A 19,797-nucleotide genomic window follows, 5' to 3' on the forward strand; every position below is an offset into this window, starting at 1 on the left:
TAAGCAGGTATAGAAGAATGGGTAATACATCAGGTAAAAGTGGATTGAGAGAATATGTGGAAGCACTCGGCGTAGCGCTGATTTTAGCGCTGATTATTCGCTCTTTTGTTGTTCAGGCATTTACTATTCCGTCAGGCTCCATGCTTCAGACCTTGCAGATTGGTGACTATTTGCTGGTTAATAAGTTTGCCTATGGTGTTCGGTTCCCGTTTTCAATTAAAGAGACAAATCCGGACGCACCGTCTGTGTGGGCCCGTTACTCTGTAGTTCAGGGTGGCGAAATGATCTCCGTAGGTGATCCGGAACGCGAAGATATCGTGGTATTTGAATACCCGAAAAATCCCTCCGTTCATTATATCAAGCGTGTCATAGGTATCCCAGGGGATACGATTGAAATTCGTAATAAGGTATTATACCGAAATGGCCTCAGGGTTAATGAACCGTATGTTCAGCATACGAAGGTAATGCCCGGCCCCGGTGATAACTTTGGCCCCGTACTTGTACCTGAGGGCAAATATCTTATGCTCGGGGATAACCGCGATGAATCATACGATTCCCGATTCTGGGGATTTGTTGAGCGAGATGCGATTGTTGGTAACGCTCTGATTATTTACTGGTCTATGGATGGCGTACGGTCTATTCGCTGGAACAGATTAGGAATGCTAGTCCAGCAGTAGTTGTGACAAAGAATAAAAAAATCCCTGACAGAAAACTGTCAGGGATTTTTTTTATTCTATGGTTATATGACGATTGTTGGCTAGTTAACACCCTTTGAAGTAAGAAAACCGGTGTACTGTTTGTCAGTTCCTTTGATGTGGTGGGTGAGCCAGTCTTTGAGGAATTTCATGACATCCATGGTTACAGTTAGTTTTCCAGAGCGAACGCCTTTTTCAAAGTCGACAACGTCTGAAACAAACTTACGATGCTGTACTAGGTGTGCCGGAGTGTCAGGATAGCCATGTTTTGCAAACAGGTCTTCTTCGTAGCCGAAGTGGGTAACTGTGTAGTTCTTTAAGTTGTCGATAACAACAAGGATGTCATCCTGACTGCGACGGGCCTTCATAGCTGCATGCAGTTCGTTAATCAGTGAAATAAGAACTTTGTGTTGCTCGTCTATAGAGTTAATTCCAACAGAAAGATCGTCACTCCAGATAAAGAGAGGGCCATCGCTGGCTGCGGCGTTTTCAAGATCTCCTGTGGAGAGGCTTGAGATCATGGAGTCCAGTTCTTCGACAAGGCCGGAAAGCTCAACGATAGCATTAGCCGCATTACTCATGCCTACGGCAGTTTCAGAGGCAACACGGGTCACATCTGAAATTGCACTGTTAATTTCTTCGGATGTTGCAGATTGTTCTTCGGATGCAGTCGCAATGGAAGCTACCTGAATTGCCGTTTCATCCACTATATTCACAATCTCTTCCATAAAACGGCCGGATTCTGTAGCGGCTTGGGTAGATAGGGCAATATCGTGTGCTGCCAGTTCGACTGCCTGTACGTTTTGTTGGGCATGAGTTTGAATCAGTCCGACAGCATCACCCACTTCCTGTGTCGCCTGCATTGTTTTTTCAGCAAGCTTGCGAACTTCATCTGCAACTACTGCGAATCCACGACCCGCTTCTCCTGCACGTGCTGCTTCGATGGCAGCGTTAAGTGCCAGTAGGTTGGTTTGATCTGCAATGTCGGAAATTGTTACCATGATCTGGCTAATGGCATCGGCTTGCATGCCGAGCTGCCCCATGGTTTCTTTCAGGTTCACTATGCGTTGTTCCATCTGCATGATGGATTCAACAGCACGCCGTACACCATCCGCACCTGTTTCAGCATTGTTTTTAGATTCAGAAGCTGAATTTGCCGCATTGGAAGCGTTCTGAGCAACTTCAAGAACTGTGCAGTTCATTTCTTCCATTGCAGTGGCAGTTTCAGTCATGCGTTCATGCTGGACATCAACACCGGCATTAACTTGCTCTATCTGCGAAGACAGTTCATGTACTGCTCCGAATGCATTGGTAGAAAGAGTGTGCGCACGACTTGCCACATCGCGCATGGACATAAGCATTTTCTGTACTTTCTCATCCTGCTCTTTTGCAGCCTTGAGTGCTCGTTGGGACTGCTCTTCAGTAATTTTGATAAGCTCGTTACTTTTTTGAGCCTGTGACATCTGTTCTTTGAAGTTGGAAACAATACCCAACAGTGAATTTTGAAGGTCTTGAAATTCAAAATGGAAGGAGCCTTCAAGACGAGCATCAAAATCACCCTTATGGATTTTTGCTGCATAGTCGTGAATGTTGTTAAGCGGAGTAATGAGCTGAGAGCGTACGTTTAAAATAGTTAAAAGCATTACTACGAACGCGGCAACAGCAAGAGCTCCCTGGACTATATGTCGAATAAACTCATTATCTGCACCGGCCATAAATGAATTAGTGACGAGTATCAGTACCACGGTGCTGAAAAGAAAAGTTACAGATGCTGTAATTCTGTTTTGTAGTGTCATATAGACGTCCTTTGTGAGAGTAGCTTTGTCTTTACACTTAGAGTGTTTTTTGTTTCCGAAAAGTTAACAATGCGTTTTTGTTGCCTTTTACATTGTGAAGACGAAAAGACTCTCTCCCCCCTAAAATGGTAGTTGAAAAAAATCAGTATAAAAATGAAACCTGAAAGCTGATGTAATCCTAGTCTAATTTATCGGTTTGATTGCGCTATTCTTTAAAAATATATAGCATTTTGTCCGATTACGTTCCGATTGTATTGATTTCTTATGATAATTGCGAGGACAATGTGATTACAGTTGTTTCCTGTGCTGCTCTAGCTGGAATTGATGCCTTTACAGTAGAGATGGAAGTAGACTTAACCCGTTCCGGGTTGCCTGCGTTTACAATGGTTGGACTTGCGGAAGGTGCTGTACGCGAAGCGAAAGAGCGGGTGATGTCAGCTTTAAAAAATACGGGGCACAAGCTTCCGCCGTCACGTATTACCGTAAACCTTGCTCCGGCGGATAAACGTAAGGCCGGGAGTGGATATGATTTAGCACTGGCACTTGGTTTGCTTGGTGCCTCCGGCGTGATTTCTACAGAAGCGCTGCAAGGCTGGGTTTTTGTGGGTGAGCTTTCTCTTACAGGAGAATTGAAGCCGGTACCGGGAGTTCTTCCCATTGCAATCCATGCTCGTGAAATAGGAGCGAAGGGACTGGTTGTTGCACCTGACAATGCTGAAGAAGCCGCGGTGGTGGAAGGGCTGCCTGTATACTCTATGGCAACACTTGGAGAAGTCGTCGAGCATGTAGTGGGGACGACTGTTTTTGAACCTGCAACCCCGCCAAAAGCAAAAGAAAGTACTGTATCAGGGTGGATGCATGATTTTGCAGAAGTGAAGGGGCAGGAGCATGCTAAGCGCGCTATTGAAATTGCAGCAGCGGGCAATCATAACCTGCTTTTTGTTGGCCCTCCGGGAAGCGGTAAGACCATGCTTGCCAAACGGATTCCCACCGTACTGCCCCGATTGACATTTGATGAGACACTGGAAGTTACAAAGATTTATTCTGTTTCCGGTTTGCTTAGTAAGAAGCGTTCACTCATAACAGAGCGGCCATACCGTTCCCCCCATCACACGATTTCAGATGTTGGCCTTGTTGGAGGTGGAACATATCCGAAGCCGGGAGAGGTCTCCCTTGCGCACCGGGGCGTCCTTTTTCTCGATGAGCTTCCGGAGTTCAAGAAATCTGTATTGGAAGTAATGCGCCAGCCGCTTGAAGATGGCAGTGTTACTATATGCCGTTCCAGTATTTCGTTGTCATTCCCTTCAGATTTTATGCTGGTAGCAGCTATGAACCCGTGTCCTTGCGGGTATCTTACTGATGACCGGCATCCCTGTACCTGTAACAGCAGACAGGTGGCGAATTATCGTTCAAAACTCTCCGGACCGTTATTGGATAGGATTGATTTGCATGTGGAAGTGCCTGCAGTAAAGTATGATGATTTGCAGACGAATAGCGGTATCAGTTCACAAGAAATGCGCAGCCGAATAGAGGCAGCAAGAAAAATTCAGGAAGAGCGTTATAAAGGGACACCGCTGAAGACAAATGCTGATCTTTCAGGACGTTGGCTTGAAAAGTTTACATCAATTACTGAAACGGAAAATGCCTTTTTGCGCAACGCTGTTGAATCGCTCGGGCTTTCAGCGAGAGCGTATACCCGTGTGTTGCGCATTTCTCGCACAATCGCTGATTTAGAAGGCGCAAAAGATATTGCTGTTACGCATATTGCTGAAGCAATTAACTGTAGAACGCTGGATAGAGAGTAGGACTACATGTGCTTGCCGTTCGTTAGACGGCAAGCACATGTTATTATTCAGTGGCAGCCAGTTTAATTCCAAGCCCAATAAGAATAGAGCCTGCTGTGGCTTCGATGTATGAGCGGCTCTTAGGGGCAGATACAACTTCTTTGGCTTTTCCTACAATGCTGGCGAGCAGGCATTGCCAGATGAAAGAGATGCAAAAGTGGATACTGGTAAGAAAGAAAATTTGTGTGATGGGGTTGCTGCCTGAACTCATAAACTGTGGCATGAACGTGAGGTAGAATACTGCAGTTTTTGGGTTCAGCACGTTAGAGAGAACCCCTTCTCTGAGTGAGCGGGAAATTCGGAGTGTTTCCGAACGAGCAGAAATTTCTTCGATGCCTTTGGCGCTTGAGTATCGCTTTTTAGCATCCCATAAGTTTTGAAAACCGAGCCATACAATATAGAATGCGCCGATTATTTTAATAAAGTGATACAGTTGAGCTGATTGGTAGAGGATGAGTGCAAGTCCGCAACCGGAAATAGTAGCGTGGAAAAAAAGTCCTGAGCAGATTCCGACACTTGTAATTGCGCCGTCAGTAAAGCCCCCTCGGATGCTGTTGCGGATAACCATCATGGTGTCTGCACCGGGAATCATTGCAAGAATAGTGATTGCGATTAAAAATTCACCAAAATTATCCGGTATCATTTAGAACTCCTACACACTGAATTTGAAAAGTATCTGGCCGCAATAATATGTTGTAAAAAATGATTAATCGGAAACAGCGAGCTCAACGCCTAGGCCGATTAGGGCGACTCCTGCCACGGTATCAATTCGGGAGCGTACCTTTGCCTTTGAGATGAGTGCCTTTGCTTTATGTACAAAACCTGCGATGGCGCACTGCCAGCAGAGAAAAATAGTACAGTGTACTCCCGCTAAAATACATGCCTGTAAGAGCAGGTTGCCATTAGCATCCATGAACTGTGGTAAAAATGCCATATAGAAGATGCATGTTTTGGGGTTCAGGATGTTAAATACGATGCCCTCTGTAAAAGACTTACGGATTGAGCATTGAGCGAAACAAATTTGCTGGTCTGTCCCAGACACGTTGTTTTTTATGGCGTTGCGTAGACTTTGGATACCCATCCAGATGATGTAGGCGGCACCGCAAAATTTGATTGCATGATAGAGTTGGGCTGAGTGATAGAGAATAAGCGCAAGTCCACAGGTTGAAACCGCAGCGTGGATAAAAAATCCTGCCCCGATTCCTGCACTGGTGGCAGTGCCGTCGATGAAGCCTCCCCGAACGCTGTTCTTGATTGTCATCATCGTATTGGCACCGGGGATTAAGCAAAAGATTGTTACCGCAAAAAGATATTCGGTTAAATGTTCAGGCATCTTACAGGCTCCGTAAGAGCGTGTCCGTTCGGGCATGGTAGAAGATTAATGAATGAGCGCAAACAGTGACAGAAACACTTTTTGTATGCAATGGGGAAAATGCATTTTTTGCCAATTTTGTAAAAATAGTTTTTTTAATGTTGATGCACGATTTGCTTTTTAAAATAAAAAATGCGGAGAAAATTCTCCGCATTTTTTATTTCTTTTTCTTCTTTTTTCCGTTTTTCTTTCCGCCACCAGTGCGTCTTTTGGGCTTGCCGCCTGTTTTGGGACGTGGAGGCATCTGGCGTTCCTGTCGCTTGGTGTAGGTGCGTTCTGTTCCAGTGCGTGCCTGTTCCTCAATAAGTTTATGGTAGTTATCAACTCTACGCTGAGTCAGCACGCCCGCTGCAATAGCCTGTTGTACAGCACAGTCTGGTTCCTGATCGTGTTGACAATCTATGAACGCGCACTTCTCGATAAGTTCCTGAATATCGTGAAAGACCTTTTTTACGCCATCTTCACAAGCTGGAAGTTGGAGTTCCCGAAAACCCGGAACGTCCATGATTGTGCCGCCACATGGCATTACATACAGAGTTCGGCTGGATGTAGTGTGTCTTCCTTTGCTGTCTATGTCTCTAATCGCTCCTGTGAGGGTAACTTCCTCTTTCATCATTGTGTTGATGAGGGTGGATTTACCTACGCCCGATGAACCGACAAGAGCAATAGAGTGACCATGGCTGCACCAGTTTTTGAGCAGAGTTGCTGTGTTATCTTCTCTACCGTCGACAGCAATAACAGGTACATTTTTATAAAGTTGCTTTGCGTCTGCAACGCAACTTTTGACAAATGATTGGTCTGCCTCATCCGCTTTGGTCAGGATTATGACCGGCTCAGCCCCGCACTGGATCGCGAGCGCAAGATAACGTTCAAGACGGGAAAGGCTGAAGTCATGGTTTAGTGAGGAAACAATAAAAACTGTGTCAAGGTTTGCCGCAACGAGCTGTACAGTTTTTTCATTCTGCGGAGAACGACGTACAAAAACAGTTTTTCGTTCCAGCATGCGCACAGGATATTGCTTGTTTTTATCAAGCACCAGCCAGTCTCCGACAGTCGGCTTAGCTTCTGCTTTACCGCCAAGCCAGTTTCCCGGTAGTGGCATTTGCACTTTTCCGAATTCGCCCCAAACATTCATGAGCACCGCATGAATGCTACAGACGCGGCCTACATGTTCTGTCGATTCGTCTTCGGAAAGTTGCTGGCTGAAATGATCAGACCAGCCAAGTGTGCTGAGAATCGTGTTTTTTTGCGTATCGTCCATCTGCAAGAGTGTTGTCTCCTCCGGTCATATAAAAGAAACCGGTACGTAATATTGTTGAAGTTGTGTGTGCAGTATAGCAGAGCGTGCGTCAAGTCCCAAATGCCCGCTGCTGACTGCACAAAAAAATAGCGGATGAACCATATCGGTTCATCCGCTATTTTTGATGTAATTATTTGTGAAGCAACACGTTAGTTCTTAACTGCGTTTTCAGAAGCGTATACTTCTTCAAGGATGGCGTCCGCGCCTTTCCCTTTTACTACTTCAGCAAGGTCAAGACCTACCTGCCGTGCGTTTTCTTCATTACCGGTTGCTGTTTCACGGATTTTACGAACTCCTTCGAGGTCAGCTACAAAGCCTACCATTTCGAAGTTGTCGTTGTCTTTCATGGTTGCAAAACCTGCGATAGGCACCTGACAACCGCCCTGTAAGCCGAAGAGGAAGCCGCGTTCTGCTTCAACACATATGCGGGTCGGTCGGTGCTCAAGGAAAGCAAGCATTTCGTGCAGGTCTTTACGATCCTGATGGAATTCAATACCGAGCGCACCCTGACCTACAGCTGGAAGGAAGCGCGGCGCACCAAGAATTTCATTCTTTGGTGCAGAAAGGCCGAGGCGTTTAAGGCCGGAGGTCGCCATGATGATTGCATCAAACTCGCCATCCATGAGCTTGCGTAGACGTGTGTCTACGTTCCCGCGCAGGGAAACGATGTTGAGGTCAGGACGGAGAGCCAGCAACTGAGACTGACGGCGCAGCGAGCTTGTGCCCACTGTTGCACCTTCCGGCAGGTCATCAAGAGAATCGTACTGTACGGAAAGGAATGTGTCTGAAGGGTTTTCACGTTCAGGGATGCAACCGAGAATCAAACCTTCAGGAAGCTCCATAGGAACATCTTTCATGGAATGCACAGCAATGTCTGCGCGCCCATCAAGCAGTGCTTCTTCGATTTCTTTAACAAAAAGTCCTTTGCCGCCAACTTTCGCAAGTGGAACATCAAGGATGATGTCGCCTTTTGTTTTGAGAATCAGAAGCTCAACAGTAGTTTCTTCGTGTTCTTTTTCAATACAGTCTTTAATATGGTTAGCCTGCCAAAGAGCAAGCTTGGAACCTCGGGTAGCAATAACGATTTTCTTCATGTCGTGTCCGAAAGTGCTTGGTAGTTCGAGTGTGGGTCTGCGAATTAGCCGCAGGTAGAACAATTGCCGCCGGAGCAACCGGAACAGCTGGAACCGCCGGAAGAACCGGTTGGGGCGGAGATGCTGCCTCCGGACATTTTAAACTTGGTTGCAGAGAGTAACTTGTGTGTATTGGAAGACTTGCATTCTGGGCATTCTGGAGTTTCGTCACCAAAAACAAGTTCTTCAAACTCTTTGCCACAGTCTTCGCATGCGTATTCGTACAAAGGCATAGCCGTTGCTCCTTAACTATCTATTTTGGCGAATAGATAGTGCGAAATTAAAAAAGGTCAATATATACAGCTGAAAAAAATTATTTACCGGCGTCTAACTCTACTTGTAGTGCCACTGCATCTTCAAACAGGTAGTAGTCCGTGAGCTGGCAGAGGAGGTGCCCGATAGTAAGCTGCACTTCCTGAATAAGCGGTGTGTGTGAGTGTGGGACATCTAGTAAGTAGTCACACAGTTCGGTCATTTGGCCGCCGCCGTTGCCTGTAATACCTACAGTAACAAGGCGACGTTCGCGGGCTGCATTGAGTGCATTGATGATATTGGTGGAGTTGCCTGAAGTGGAAATGCCAACAAGGATATCATTTTCATTCCCGAGAGCTTGAACCTGTTTGGAGAATACAAAATCATAACCGTAGTCGTTACCAATAGCTGTGAGAATAGAACTGTCAGTTGTCAAGGCAATGGACGGCAGCGGAGGGCGTTCGATTAAAAAACGATTCACAAATTCTGCTGCAAGATGTTGAGCGTCTGCCGCGCTTCCGCCGTTACCGCAAAACATAATTTTGCCGCCTTTTGCAAGACAGACAGCAAATTTTCGCGCAACAATATCTATGTCTTCTGAGTGCTTAGAAAAATATTCTTCACGCAGACGTGCGCCTTCGCGTGCATGTTCAATAATAGTGTCTATTGCTTTTTGAGTCATTAATTCTCCAGACGCATTGGTGTGCGTACGATATTGTATACAGGTCAGTAGCACCTGACGAAAAGGAAGTACACTATATACGCCGGAGTGACAATGTGCGAAGAAGAGTGAAGAAATATGAATAATACTGGTATGGTATATGTGTGTTATGGTGTTTCTGTTGGCTTGACTGCTAGAAAACACAATTGAATAATCAGATTTACTGTTGTCCGAAAAAAGCTGGTGGTACAATTGGAATTATGCGATTCATTTTATCATACATTTCTTGAAGTCATAGCCGGTTTTTACTAGAGAACTGCGATGCACCATAAAATTTCTAATATTTGTATTGTAACTAAAGCCTCACATACAGCCGCGGCTGCACTCGGACAGGAATTGCTCGAGTGGTTTGCTGCGCGTAATGTACGGGGCGTTATTTGCGAAAATAGCACACCGGAATGGGGATACATCCGCGAAGCTGTCCAATGCGATCTTGTCCTTGTTCTTGGTGGTGATGGCACGCTGCTCAGTGTGGCACGGCATCTTATCGGACGTGAGATTCCTCTTGTAGGAGTCAATATGGGAAAGGTCGGTTTTCTTGCAGAAATACCGAGCGATGCATGGGAAGAGCGTTTACAGGCAATTCTTGACGGCGAAGTGGAATTTCGTCGAAGGCTTGCTCTTTCCTGTACTGTCACCCGTGGGGATGAGATTGTGTTCAGTGGTGTTGCTGCAAATGACTTTGTTATCAACAGGGGGGCTCTTGCCCGTGTTGTCAGCCTTGACCTTTCTGTAAATGGAAACTCCATGGGAGAAATCCGTGCAGATGGTTTTATCATCGCCTCACCTTCCGGTTCAACAGGGTATGCTATTTCTGCCGGAGGCCCGCTTGTGCATCCAGATATGGATGCATACTCTGTTACACCTATCTGTGCTTTCTTACGTAGTTTTTACCCTATGGTTTTACCCGGAGAGCACGTCTTCACTGCCGCAGTATGCACGCACGATACAGAGCTTTTTCTGACGCAGGATGGACAGGAAGCTGTTTTGCTGCAGACTGATGATGTTGTTTCTATCACGAAAGCACAGGGCGGTCTGTTGTATGCTGAATTTGATGACAATTCTTATTATAACAAACTTCTTAAAAGAGGCTTTATTCGCGAAAACTGCTAGTCTGGGACTGCTGCAATATATGAGGGAGAATCAAGATGGGGAAAGTACTGCCTGCCGTTGTGTCCGCCAGAGATGTTCGATGGGGACAGGACGCAGCGATGGATGCATGGCTGCATCATTTTAAGACAGAAAATAACATTGAGCACCTCATGAATCCTGAAAACGTTGCTTCTGACGAGCAACTGAAGTTCATGGTTGCCCTTGATAAGCAGCAAATTTTTATTCCATGTTCTGATGAAACGCTGATGTGTTTGATGGAGGAAAATCCGTCGGATGATCTGATGCGTGAATATGGAAGTATCTGGCTGCACACTGTCCGTCTTATTCGTAAGCACTCATTCAATAAATATCATGAACGTAAAGTGATGGAGTTTTGCCGGTTGCGTTTTAAAACGCATTTGTCTTCGCGGATTATGATTCCTTCACGCTTATTGAAGCGTATGAACAGTATAGTACTTACGCAGTGTTCTCTGGTTGATCCTTCCAGTGAGGCAAAACTGTCTGCCAACCGGAATGCCATTGATTATTTTACAAATCCTGCAACTGACAGGATGCTGTACTCCACCCCTTCTGAATGCATGTATAACCCTGACCTGCGTAATTTGCGGTCAGAGTTGGATCTTATTGAACTTGTGCGTCTTATGTATCTGTCTACTATGCCGGAGTTATGGAGCGGGAATACGCCTTCATATCTTGATATAGAGAAGGAAATGAATAAGCCGTGCCCGACTTCGCATGCGCTTGAAGTACTTCTTGGCTCAGAAAAGGATGACAGAAAAACAATCTTGTTTTTGCCGGAAAGCAGCGGTGGGATTATATTTGATCTCTACTTTATTCGGGCGTTACTTAGTCAGGGACATAAGGTTATTCTGGCTTTGAAAGAAGGGTTTTTATTTGATTCACCTACGTACTGGGATGCCATGCAGGATCCAGTGCTGGTTGAACTGTGCAAGACCGCAAAAATGGTACCCAATGACACCATTTCAAAAAACTTGCTGCTTGCACTTTTGCGTTCGCACCGTTTTCTTATTATCTCTGATGGGATGCGTGAGAAGTTGAACCTGTATAAAACAAATGTGACCTTTTCCCGTGCATGGAAAGAGTGCGATATTGTTTTTGCAAAAGGTGCAGATAACTATGACAACTTATTGAATTGCGGACATAGTTTTACACGTGATGTCTTAGGTTTTTATAGAAAGGCTGATGGTACGTTCGTTCTTGAAGCAAAGCCTCGCGCAAGCAAGATTCGTAAATTTAGCGAAGAAGCTATTAATGATATGGCAAATCGTATCATTGAGAGTATGCGCAAAGAAAAGCAAAAAGGGCGAAGCGTTATGTTTTATAGCGCAGTCATCGGCTCTATTCCCGGCGAAACGGATACCGCAATTAAGGTTGTGAATACTTTCGTTGCCCATTTGCGAACACGTCTGGATAGTACATTTATCATAAATCCCGCAGAACACTTTGAAGAAGGTATGGACGGGGATGACTTGATGTTTATGTGGGAGCAGGTTCAGCGAAGCGGCCTGCTCGACGTCTGGCGTTTTCAGACAGTTGAAGATATAGAAACAAGCTTTGCCTTGCTTGATCGTAAAGTACCGTCCATCTGGTCCGGTAAGGACTCTACGTTTTCCACCGGTTGTACAAAAGAAATGCGTATTGCATTGGATGTGCAGAAGAGGAATCCGGAGTTACAGATCATCGGGCCGAGTTCTGAAAAATTTTTCCGTAGAGCAGAATATGGCGTGGGTAAATATTATGACGCCGGTATTACCTCTATGTAGCGTACCAATTATAAAATTAACTGGCTACCTTGTGCACTGCGCGTGGGGAAGCTGTTTTTCGGTATTTTCCGGAAGATAGATGTAAGGAGAGTATTATGGCTGATTTTGAAGTTGTCATCGGGCTTGAGGTTCACGCTCAGCTCAAGACGGAATCAAAATTATTCTGTTCCTGTTCGACCCGTTTCGGGTCTGATCCGAATGAAAATGTTTGTGAAGTATGTTCCGGTATGCCGGGTGCGTTGCCTGTACTGAACGCTAAGGCCGTGGAGTTTGCAACAAAAATGGGACTTGCAATGAATTGTACTGTAAGCCTCAATTCTATTTTTGAACGTAAAAACTACTTCTATCCTGATTCTCCTAACGGCTATCAGATTTCTCAGCTCGATAATGCAATTTGCCAGAACGGTCATATTGAAATTCCAGTTGGTGACTCTTTGAAGCGCGTGGGAATTACTCGTATTCAGCTTGAAAACGATGCTGGTAAGTCTATTCATTCTCAGGCAGAGAATCTATCTTATGTCGATTTCAACCGTACAGGTGTGCCGCTTATTGAGATTGTTTCTGATCCTGACATGCGAAGCGCAGAACAGGCAGTTTCTTACCTTAAGACACTGCACTCCATTTTGCTGTACCTTGATATTTGTGATGGGAACATGGAAGAGGGTAGCTTCCGTTGTGATGCAAACGTTTCTTTGCGTCCACGCGGTCAGGAAGAATTCGGTACTCGTGTTGAATTAAAGAACATGAACTCCTTCCGTAACGTACAGCGTGGTATTGAATACGAAATTGCCCGTCAGGAAGATCTTATTCTGGATGGTGAAGACGTGATTCAGGAAACCCGACTGTACAACGCAGAAAAGAATATTACGGCTTCTATGCGCGGCAAGGAAGAAGCACATGACTACCGTTACTTCCCGGATCCTGATCTGATCCCTATCAAGTTGACTGAAGAACAGGTTGCAACGTGGAGAAGCGAACTTCCGGAACTTCCGCTTGAAAAACGTGCTCGCTTTGAAGCTGAATTTGGTTTGCCGGAATACGATGCAAACTTGCTTACGCAAGATAGAGCCATTGCTGAATACTTTGAATCAGCTGTAAAAGCTTTTAATAATCCTAAAAAGTTAAGTAACTTTATGATGGGTCAGTTCATGCGCGAATTGAATGAGCGTAATATAACAGTTACTGACGTTGCACTTGAGCCGGAAAACTTTGCAGAATTGGTTAGAATTGTTGAAGAGGGTATGATTTCTACTAAGATCGGGAATGATGTTTTGCCTGAACTTATGGAACAGGGTGGTTCTGCAGAAGCATTTGTAAAAGCCAAAGGTATGGTTCAGATTTCAGATTCTTCTGAATTAGAAGCAGTTGTGGATGAAGTAATAGCGGAAAATCCATCAGAAGCAGAAGCTTACCGAGGTGGTAAGCATAAGTTACAAAGCTTTTTTGTTGGTCAGGTTATGCGTAAAACGCGAGGAAAGGCTAACCCTGCTCTTGTTAATGAACTACTACAGAAGAAATTATAGTAAGATACATAAAAGTATAAATAAGGACGCCGTAACAGGCGTCCTTTTTTGTTTGATTAAAACAGTTGGTCAGATAAGCAATAGAAGAGGTAGTGCATTCTATATTGACGACAAAAGGATTGTAAGTACCAATGAACAACATGCTAAGTAGAAAATAAAAAAAAATATATGAAAGAAACATGATGATATTTATTTTGTGATGAAGTGAATATTAATTAAACAAGAATGCTCTTTTATGCCTACACTGACATAGTAAAATAATGCCGTGAAAAAAGTATTAAAAATAAAAAGTGCTTTGTTTGACGAGGGTTAAAAGAACATGTATTCAAGCGAAGGTTAGTATTTACATAACGCAAAAAAGTTGTGCCTAGTCGTTGAGCAATAGTATTTCATGAGGTGCATTAAATGGAAGACTACTTAAAAGAAGCGTTGGAAATTGTTAAGGCGCAAGCTAGTGTGCGGACCATGACAGAGGAAGAAATTACCTCTATGGTGAAAACACTTGCGTCTGGCATCAGAGTTATTAGCGAAGCAGATGCTTTTGCTGAGGAAACACAGGAAGCTGCAGTTGATCCGAAAAAGTCTATTAAGGAAAAAACAGTCACATGTCTTGAATGTGGAAAGACTTTTAAGATCTTAACAAAGCGGCATCTTGCGTTACACGATCTTGATGCAATTTCTTATCGTGAAAAGTGGGGGCTGAAAAAGAATACGCCGTTGGTTTGTAAAGCACTACAACGTGAACGACGTAAAAAAATGAACAATATGAAGTTGTGGGAAAGAAGACGTAAAAACGAAGCATAGTAATATGTTCAGTATGCTGTAGCAGGCGCAGGAACAGTGCTCTACAGTATTACTATCTGCCGTATTCTTACTACAATTTGTTAACATACAGTTAAATGTGATAGTCACATGTATCTGTACAGAACGGGATGTGTAGCACATGAAAAAACGCCTCTAATGAGGCGTTTTTTTCGTTTTGGCTATATGAGGGCGGGAGGACCTTGAACGATCATCTCAGCGAGAGTGAGGTTGACTCGGGGGAGTGTCTTGAGAGCAGCCCCTGCATATTTCATTTCCAGTTGAGCCAGTTCCTGATAAAACGGGGTGCGGTTTAACATTGGGATTAAAAATTCATCCATCCCTTCCACTTGTTCCCGGAACCTGTAGCACCCCTGAAAATATCGTTGTTCACCGTTAGGGAGTATCATTAAATTTTTTGTGCCGTGCATGCGGCAAATCATAAGCCGGTAGTCATATAAGCCGCAAAGGCCATCTTCATTCAGCGGACACATAACATGAGGGCGTTCTTTTTTAGCAATGGCCTCATTGTACTGTGTGACAACATCCTTTGCCCGTTGGATAAAATACTCACGTTTATCTTCTGGAAGTGCATTCAGCCCTTTCCATAAGTATGCCCATTCAATGTACGTATGGTGCTGAAAGTAGCTGTAGCAACAGTTGTCGTTACAACCGGCACAGGAGAGTCCTGCTTCTGCGGCTGTTTTAGAATAGGCATCAGCCATATTCTTATACAGCTTTGCAAGCTTGCCGAAGGTGCCTACAGTTGCCGTACGTTTATTTTTCTTTTTCATGACTGCACTCCAAAGCTGCCAGTAGAGCCGTTACGCATTGTTCGGGTGTTTTGTTATCGCACTGAACGCTGATCTCAGCGTATTTCTTGTATAATGCAGCACGCTCATTGTAGAGATCTTCAATGGTCTGTCCTGGTGCAATTGCAAGACCGCGATCAGGCTTTTCACCAATGCGTTTGATAATTTTTGGCAGACTGACATCCAGATGGCATATCGGTCCTAAAGAACGCAGGTGTTCCATTGCTTTTTCTCTGTACACAACACTTCCACCTGTAGCTATGACGCAGCGTTTTGCGCGCAACGCACAGATCACAGCGCATTCGACATCAAGAAACTCTTCTTTTGTCATAGAGTCGGTGACAGCTTGCAAGTTAGTTCCGTATTGGCCTTCGATAAGATGGTCGGTGTCAATAAATACCCACCCAAGCTGGTGTGCGAGAATTTTTCCTAAGGTTGATTTGCCTGCGCTTGCCATGCCGATAAGGGTTATGCAATCAGTTTCGTTCGGGTAATCTGCCATGAATAAGTTTCCTTGCTAATCTGGTTATCACCTCTTGTTCTGCCTGTAGAGACAGGCTCTGTCAATAATGCGGGGCGGTGGTCAGGAGCGCGGATAATAAAAAAAGGCAGGTTCGTATGAACCTGCCTTGAAGATCGAGCAGTTAATATCGTCGATGTGGATTCAGCCAAGTTGTCTTATGTTATGTCATAGTTAGAAAAATATGACTGAGACGTTTAAAAATTTTATAGGCAACTGCTTCAATTTAACCACATGTTCACTGGGGAATAGGAGACATTGTGTAAAATAATTAAAGAAGCTCGAAGACAACATATGGATATACAGAGCAACTAGCATCGAATGGCTGATCCGTAGCTGCCGTTAACCGGAGAGATTTCGTGCGGTGACATACGCTTCCATTTTGACAGGCGCATCAGGTCGATAATATCGACTACGTCCTTTTGGGGAATGCCAAGAGCCGAAATTTCTTCTAACGTAAGACCACGATCCAGCCCGTCGATGACGGTATCGACAATACAGTATTCATGGCCTATGCCGAACTCGTCAGTTACCCCTTTTGCCATATCCGGTGAGGGGATCTGCTTGCGGATTTTTTCGGGTAACTCTAGCTCTTCGGCCAGTTGGCGTATCTGTGTTTTAAAAAGTCCTGTCAGAGGCTGTACCGGTATATCGTCAATTCCATCTTTAACAAACCAGCCGACTTCGCACTCGGATCGATTAGCAGCTCCGATAAGAGATAAGTTTCGTTCTTCTGCAATGCGTTCAAGAATGTTGCGTCGAAAAATATGACGCTGGATGAAGCCGGCTTCAACATGACGCATGGTCATGTTAAATAGTAAACGCTTGTACCAAGGTCGCAAGGTTTCACCGCCACCGACTCGCAGTGTGGATTTAAACGGTGTTTCACCGCAGATAATTCTGTAGCATGCCGTAGTGATCTTTGCCACGAGACCGGAAAGCCGCAATAGTTTCGTGAAGGCTGATGCGTACACGCCACGCTTCGACATATCTTCTGAGATATCTAATTCTTCAAGATTTAAGCCTAGGTTATCCGCAATATGTCGTGCGTTTCGCGCGATATTGGGATCACTGTCTTGATCAAAAATGTAGACAACGGTCACCGACTGAGGCCCCAGAGCGCGCACGGCCAGTGTTGCCAGAATACAAGAATCCATCCCGCCGCTCAGGCCGAGAGCAACCCCGCGTGAATTTTCACGTTCTACGATTTGTTTTAGATATTTCAGAATTTCGCCGACAACCTTAGTTCCATCTACATGTAGATCAAGCATAACGGGATTATCTCCAATTCGTTTATCCGTCATTTCCCAAGCTGAGCGTCCCGCCTTTTCCTGTATTCGTTATTGCGCCTACAGCATGGCTCTCGGGCTGCTCCATTTAAGTTGGTGGAAGTGGCTTAATGGGGCTTTTTTTATCAATGGATAGGTTAGCATTCTAAGATTAAGAAATAATTTGTTTTGAAGTACGTTACGATCTTATCATCTTGGTGCAATATAGGGGCAGGATAATACTAAGGGATGCACGTAGGAATCTGGAAAGATGTTTGTCATAACGACGCTATTCAGCTCATTATCCAGTTAAAAAATATTAATGATAAATAGTTGTATCATCTTTTTGTGGTATGAATGGGGCTGAATATTATAAGAGAATTACAATCATGATGTGTTCAAGCGTCCAAAGAAGATTGAGAACAAAAAAAACCCCTTGTGGTAACAAGGGGTTTTTCTTTGTTTTGTCGAGCAGTAAACTCGAAGCGGATTAACGCTTGGAGTACTGGAAGCGAGCACGAGCTCCACGCTGACCGTATTTTTTACGCTCTTTCTTACGAGCGTCACGGGTCAGGAAGCCTGCTTTTTTGAGTGCTGGACGCATGTCTGCATCAATTTCGAGCAGCGCACGGGAAATACCATGACGAACTGCAAGAGCCTGACCGGACATACCGCCGCCAGCTACGTTTACTTTGATGTCAAATTTCTCGAGCATTTTAACAAGCTCGAGAGGCTGACGAATGATCATCTGAAGAGTCTTGCGTGGGAAGTACTCATCGTAAGGACGACCGTTAACAGTGATCTGACCGCTACCAGCGTAGAGGCGGGTACGAGCAGTAGCGTTCTTTCTTCTGCCTGTGCCGTAATCGAATTCGTTGGACATAGTAATCTCCTACCTCTAATCTAGTACTTAAGCTCAAGAGTCTGAGGGTTCTGAGCAGCGTGTGGGTGCTCGGTACCAACGTAGATTTTGAGCTTCTTCATGATAGCGCGACCAAGACGGTTCTTTGGAAGCATGCCCTGAACAGCTTTACGGATAACATCTTCAGGTTTCTTCTCAAGCATGGTCTCAAGGTTAGCTTCTTTGAGGCCACCTGGGAAACCGGTGTGACGGTAGTACATTTTGTCTGCCATCTTGTTACCGGTAACTTTGATTTTTTCACAATTCACGACTACGATGAAGTCACCGTTGTCAACGTGAGGTGCGAATTCTGGCTTATGTTTGCCACGAAGGCGGTGTGCGATCTGGGTTGCGAGGCGACCGAGGATCTGGTCCTCAGCGTCAACTACAAACCACTCGCGGGTGATATCTTCAGGCTTAGGGCTGAAAGTTTTCATCTATATTACTCCTAGTGTCGAAACACGTTGGCTCTTATGGAGTTCTTGTTTCCATGTCAATAAAACAATAAGATTGGTCAGCCCAAAACCGGCGGTTGTAAACGGGGGGATCCAGATTCTTTTACAAATCCTGGAAAAGTACCTCCGGCTTCGTGCGGAAACACCGTACTTATACCATGACCGACTCGTTGCCAAGTGATTTTTGTGAAAAAATGAGGATTTTTTATCATGTCAAGTATTCGTAAGGGATTGTTGCAGACCGTTTTTTCCGGCGCGTACATGAAACGCTGGAATGATAAGTTGCGTCCGGCAGAGTTGTATGAGGTAGATAAGCAGGCACATAAAATGATAATCGCCTGGCTGCTGTTGCAGGAAAATGCACGTGATCTGGAGGCCGAAGAGCGTCGTGAGCTAAGTGATAGAATTGCCGAGTGGGGGATTTTTGATTACCTCTTCCGGCTTGTCATTACAGATATCAAGCCTCCTGTCTATTATCGGATTAAAGAAAATCCGGAACATCATCGGCAACTGGTTGAATGGGTGCAGGGGGAGCTTGAACCAGTCTTGAGTACGCTAGGGGATGATTTTTGGATGCGTTTTATAGCGTACTTCGATCCGCATAGAAAGCGGGAGCTTGCGGATGATATCCTTGCTGCCGCACATTTTTATGCAAGTAGCTGGGAATTTAAGCTCATTGAAGGGTTGAATGCTTTTGATGATGAACTGGACGAGATCCGTGAATCATTTGTGGAACAACAGGCTTCTTTTCAGAAACTTAAAGGCTTTCATGAGCTGATGAGGCCTAAAGCCCATGCGCTGGGTAAACTGGCCAACCTCTGCGGGCAATTGCGTTTTCAGAAGCGATGGTCGCAGATGCCGCGTATTCCTGAAACGTCTGTTATGGGGCATATGTTTCTGGTGGCATGCTATAGCTATTTCTTTTCTGTTGTACAGGATGCATGTCCTACCCGTCGGCAGAACAACTTTTTTTGTGGGTTGTTCCATGACCTGCCGGAGATGTTGACTCGTGATATTATTTCACCGGTAAAAAAATCAGTGAAGGAACTGGATGCCCTTATCAAAGCATATGAGGATGAGGAGTTGGAACGACGGGTTTTTGAACCGCTACGCGAAGAAGGGTATTCGGATATTGCGGACAGACTGGGATATCTTCTCGGGACTGCAACCGGGTCAGAATTTCATGATTGCATAGAACGTGATGGAAAAGTCGAACAGGTTACCTTTGAGGAACTCCAGTCCTTATATAATGATGACATATACAATCCGAAAGATGGCGAGATGCTAAAAGTCTGCGATGAACTTGCAGCGTACATTGAAGCCTATACTGCTGTACGTAACGGTATATCAATCAATGAATTGAATCAGGCTATGTGGCGGTTAAGAGATAAATACCGGAAAAGATCTATCGGTAAGATTCACATTGGAGCTTTGATGTCGGATTTTGATTAGATTTACAGGTACTGCGAAACCTCCCCTCATCTGAGGGGAGGTTTTTTTGAAAAAG

General features: G+C 44.8%; 19 protein-coding genes. 7 read left to right on the forward strand and 12 right to left on the reverse strand.

The features are described from left to right. The first annotated feature begins 17 nt into the window (after positions 1 to 17). The gene (gene lepB, locus F461_RS0103415) at positions 18 to 677 is read left to right on the forward strand and encodes a signal peptidase I (RefSeq protein WP_019999754.1); all 660 of its coding nucleotides are present in this window, start codon (positions 18 to 20) and stop codon (positions 675 to 677) included. 80 nt (positions 678 to 757) lie between these two features. Here the strand turns inward: lepB and F461_RS0103420 are convergent, their stop codons facing one another. After that, positions 758 to 2,491, reverse strand: a complete 1,734-nt coding sequence (locus F461_RS0103420; protein ID WP_019999755.1) for a bacteriohemerythrin — start codon at positions 2,489 to 2,491, stop codon at positions 758 to 760. Positions 2,492 to 2,775: 284 nt separating this feature from the next. On the opposite strand from F461_RS0103420, the gene F461_RS0103425 reads away from it, so the two are divergent. Beyond that, positions 2,776 to 4,296, forward strand: a complete 1,521-nt coding sequence (locus tag F461_RS0103425) for a YifB family Mg chelatase-like AAA ATPase (RefSeq protein ID WP_019999756.1) — start codon at positions 2,776 to 2,778, stop codon at positions 4,294 to 4,296. Between the two features lie 43 nt (positions 4,297 to 4,339). Here the strand turns inward: F461_RS0103425 and F461_RS0103430 are convergent, their stop codons facing one another. The 6 genes from F461_RS0103430 to F461_RS0103455 form a co-directional block, all read right to left on the reverse strand. Then, entirely contained in the window at positions 4,340 to 4,978 is a 639-nt protein-coding gene (locus F461_RS0103430) for a LysE family translocator (protein ID WP_019999757.1), read from the reverse strand. Between the two features lie 63 nt (positions 4,979 to 5,041). Further along, positions 5,042 to 5,668 carry a LysE family translocator gene (locus tag F461_RS0103435; RefSeq protein WP_019999758.1) on the reverse strand — a complete coding sequence of 209 codons (627 nt, stop codon included), beginning with the start codon at positions 5,666 to 5,668 and terminating at the stop codon, positions 5,042 to 5,044. Positions 5,669 to 5,864: 196 nt separating this feature from the next. Further along, positions 5,865 to 6,968: a ribosome small subunit-dependent GTPase A gene (gene rsgA, locus F461_RS16975; protein WP_019999759.1), complete on the reverse strand. Its 1,104-nt coding sequence runs from the start codon at positions 6,966 to 6,968 to the stop codon at positions 5,865 to 5,867. Between the two features lie 188 nt (positions 6,969 to 7,156). Further along, entirely contained in the window at positions 7,157 to 8,101 is a 945-nt protein-coding gene (hemC, locus tag F461_RS0103445) for a hydroxymethylbilane synthase (protein WP_019999760.1), read from the reverse strand. A gap of 44 nt (positions 8,102 to 8,145) precedes the next feature. Continuing rightward, a complete protein-coding gene (locus tag F461_RS0103450; RefSeq protein ID WP_019999761.1) occupies positions 8,146 to 8,373 on the reverse strand; it encodes an FmdB family zinc ribbon protein in 228 nt (75 codons plus the stop codon). 80 nt (positions 8,374 to 8,453) lie between these two features. After that, a complete protein-coding gene (locus tag F461_RS0103455; RefSeq protein WP_019999762.1) occupies positions 8,454 to 9,074 on the reverse strand; it encodes a D-sedoheptulose 7-phosphate isomerase in 621 nt (206 codons plus the stop codon). Positions 9,075 to 9,374: 300 nt separating this feature from the next. On the opposite strand from F461_RS0103455, the gene F461_RS0103460 reads away from it, so the two are divergent. The 4 genes from F461_RS0103460 (at position 9,375) to F461_RS0103475 (ending at position 14,337) form a co-directional block, all read left to right on the forward strand. Continuing rightward, positions 9,375 to 10,226: an NAD(+)/NADH kinase gene (locus F461_RS0103460; RefSeq protein WP_019999763.1), complete on the forward strand. Its 852-nt coding sequence runs from the start codon at positions 9,375 to 9,377 to the stop codon at positions 10,224 to 10,226. 35 nt (positions 10,227 to 10,261) lie between these two features. Further along, positions 10,262 to 12,010 (forward strand): ARMT1-like domain-containing protein, encoded by a 1,749-nt coding sequence (locus F461_RS0103465; protein ID WP_019999764.1) that lies wholly within the window; start codon positions 10,262 to 10,264, stop codon positions 12,008 to 12,010. A gap of 95 nt (positions 12,011 to 12,105) precedes the next feature. After that, positions 12,106 to 13,533: an Asp-tRNA(Asn)/Glu-tRNA(Gln) amidotransferase subunit GatB gene (gene gatB, locus F461_RS0103470; RefSeq protein ID WP_019999765.1), complete on the forward strand. Its 1,428-nt coding sequence runs from the start codon at positions 12,106 to 12,108 to the stop codon at positions 13,531 to 13,533. 405 nt (positions 13,534 to 13,938) lie between these two features. Then, positions 13,939 to 14,337, forward strand: a complete 399-nt coding sequence (locus tag F461_RS0103475; protein ID WP_019999766.1) for a Ros/MucR family transcriptional regulator — start codon at positions 13,939 to 13,941, stop codon at positions 14,335 to 14,337. 179 nt (positions 14,338 to 14,516) lie between these two features. Here the strand turns inward: F461_RS0103475 and F461_RS0103480 are convergent, their stop codons facing one another. From F461_RS0103480 to rplM, 5 genes are all read right to left on the reverse strand, one after another. Continuing rightward, entirely contained in the window at positions 14,517 to 15,128 is a 612-nt protein-coding gene (locus F461_RS0103480; RefSeq protein WP_019999767.1) for a hypothetical protein, read from the reverse strand. Beyond that, the gene (thrB, locus tag F461_RS0103485) at positions 15,112 to 15,648 is read right to left on the reverse strand and encodes a homoserine kinase (RefSeq protein ID WP_019999768.1); all 537 of its coding nucleotides are present in this window, start codon (positions 15,646 to 15,648) and stop codon (positions 15,112 to 15,114) included. Before thrB ends, F461_RS0103480 begins: the two co-directional genes overlap by 17 nt. Before the next feature lie 329 nt (positions 15,649 to 15,977). Further along, entirely contained in the window at positions 15,978 to 16,937 is a 960-nt protein-coding gene (nadE, locus tag F461_RS0103490) for an NAD(+) synthase (protein WP_019999769.1), read from the reverse strand. 487 nt (positions 16,938 to 17,424) lie between these two features. Continuing rightward, on the reverse strand, positions 17,425 to 17,817 hold the full coding sequence (gene rpsI, locus F461_RS0103495; protein ID WP_019999770.1) for a 30S ribosomal protein S9: 393 nt from the start codon (positions 17,815 to 17,817) through the stop codon (positions 17,425 to 17,427). Positions 17,818 to 17,837: 20 nt separating this feature from the next. Continuing rightward, on the reverse strand, positions 17,838 to 18,272 hold the full coding sequence (gene rplM, locus F461_RS0103500; RefSeq protein ID WP_019999771.1) for a 50S ribosomal protein L13: 435 nt from the start codon (positions 18,270 to 18,272) through the stop codon (positions 17,838 to 17,840). A gap of 228 nt (positions 18,273 to 18,500) precedes the next feature. Between rplM and F461_RS0103505 the strand changes: the two genes are divergently transcribed. Then, a complete protein-coding gene (locus tag F461_RS0103505; protein WP_019999772.1) occupies positions 18,501 to 19,742 on the forward strand; it encodes an HD domain-containing protein in 1,242 nt (413 codons plus the stop codon). Positions 19,743 to 19,797: the final 55 nt, after the last annotated feature.

Source organism: Halodesulfovibrio aestuarii DSM 17919 = ATCC 29578 (assembly GCF_000384815.1).
Classification (GTDB): domain Bacteria; phylum Desulfobacterota; class Desulfovibrionia; order Desulfovibrionales; family Desulfovibrionaceae; genus Halodesulfovibrio; species Halodesulfovibrio aestuarii.

Coding starts and splice junctions, on each gene's coding strand:
- rsgA (WP_019999759.1), bottom strand. CDS start 6,968: ATGGACGATACGCAAAAAAACACGATTCTCAGCACACTTGGCTGGTCT.
- F461_RS0103420 (WP_019999755.1), bottom strand. CDS start 2,491: ATGACACTACAAAACAGAATTACAGCATCTGTAACTTTTCTTTTCAGC.
- F461_RS0103430 (WP_019999757.1), bottom strand. CDS start 4,978: ATGATACCGGATAATTTTGGTGAATTTTTAATCGCAATCACTATTCTT.
- F461_RS0103460 (WP_019999763.1), top strand. CDS start 9,375: ATGCACCATAAAATTTCTAATATTTGTATTGTAACTAAAGCCTCACAT.
- F461_RS0103475 (WP_019999766.1), top strand. CDS start 13,939: ATGGAAGACTACTTAAAAGAAGCGTTGGAAATTGTTAAGGCGCAAGCT.
- rplM (WP_019999771.1), bottom strand. CDS start 18,272: ATGAAAACTTTCAGCCCTAAGCCTGAAGATATCACCCGCGAGTGGTTT.
- hemC (WP_019999760.1), bottom strand. CDS start 8,101: ATGAAGAAAATCGTTATTGCTACCCGAGGTTCCAAGCTTGCTCTTTGG.
- nadE (WP_019999769.1), bottom strand. CDS start 16,937: ATGCTTGATCTACATGTAGATGGAACTAAGGTTGTCGGCGAAATTCTG.
- F461_RS0103435 (WP_019999758.1), bottom strand. CDS start 5,668: ATGCCTGAACATTTAACCGAATATCTTTTTGCGGTAACAATCTTTTGC.
- rpsI (WP_019999770.1), bottom strand. CDS start 17,817: ATGTCCAACGAATTCGATTACGGCACAGGCAGAAGAAAGAACGCTACT.
- F461_RS0103450 (WP_019999761.1), bottom strand. CDS start 8,373: ATGCCTTTGTACGAATACGCATGCGAAGACTGTGGCAAAGAGTTTGAA.
- thrB (WP_019999768.1), bottom strand. CDS start 15,648: ATGGCAGATTACCCGAACGAAACTGATTGCATAACCCTTATCGGCATG.
- F461_RS0103480 (WP_019999767.1), bottom strand. CDS start 15,128: ATGAAAAAGAAAAATAAACGTACGGCAACTGTAGGCACCTTCGGCAAG.
- gatB (WP_019999765.1), top strand. CDS start 12,106: ATGGCTGATTTTGAAGTTGTCATCGGGCTTGAGGTTCACGCTCAGCTC.
- F461_RS0103505 (WP_019999772.1), top strand. CDS start 18,501: ATGTCAAGTATTCGTAAGGGATTGTTGCAGACCGTTTTTTCCGGCGCG.
- lepB (WP_019999754.1), top strand. CDS start 18: ATGGGTAATACATCAGGTAAAAGTGGATTGAGAGAATATGTGGAAGCA.
- F461_RS0103455 (WP_019999762.1), bottom strand. CDS start 9,074: ATGACTCAAAAAGCAATAGACACTATTATTGAACATGCACGCGAAGGC.
- F461_RS0103465 (WP_019999764.1), top strand. CDS start 10,262: ATGGGGAAAGTACTGCCTGCCGTTGTGTCCGCCAGAGATGTTCGATGG.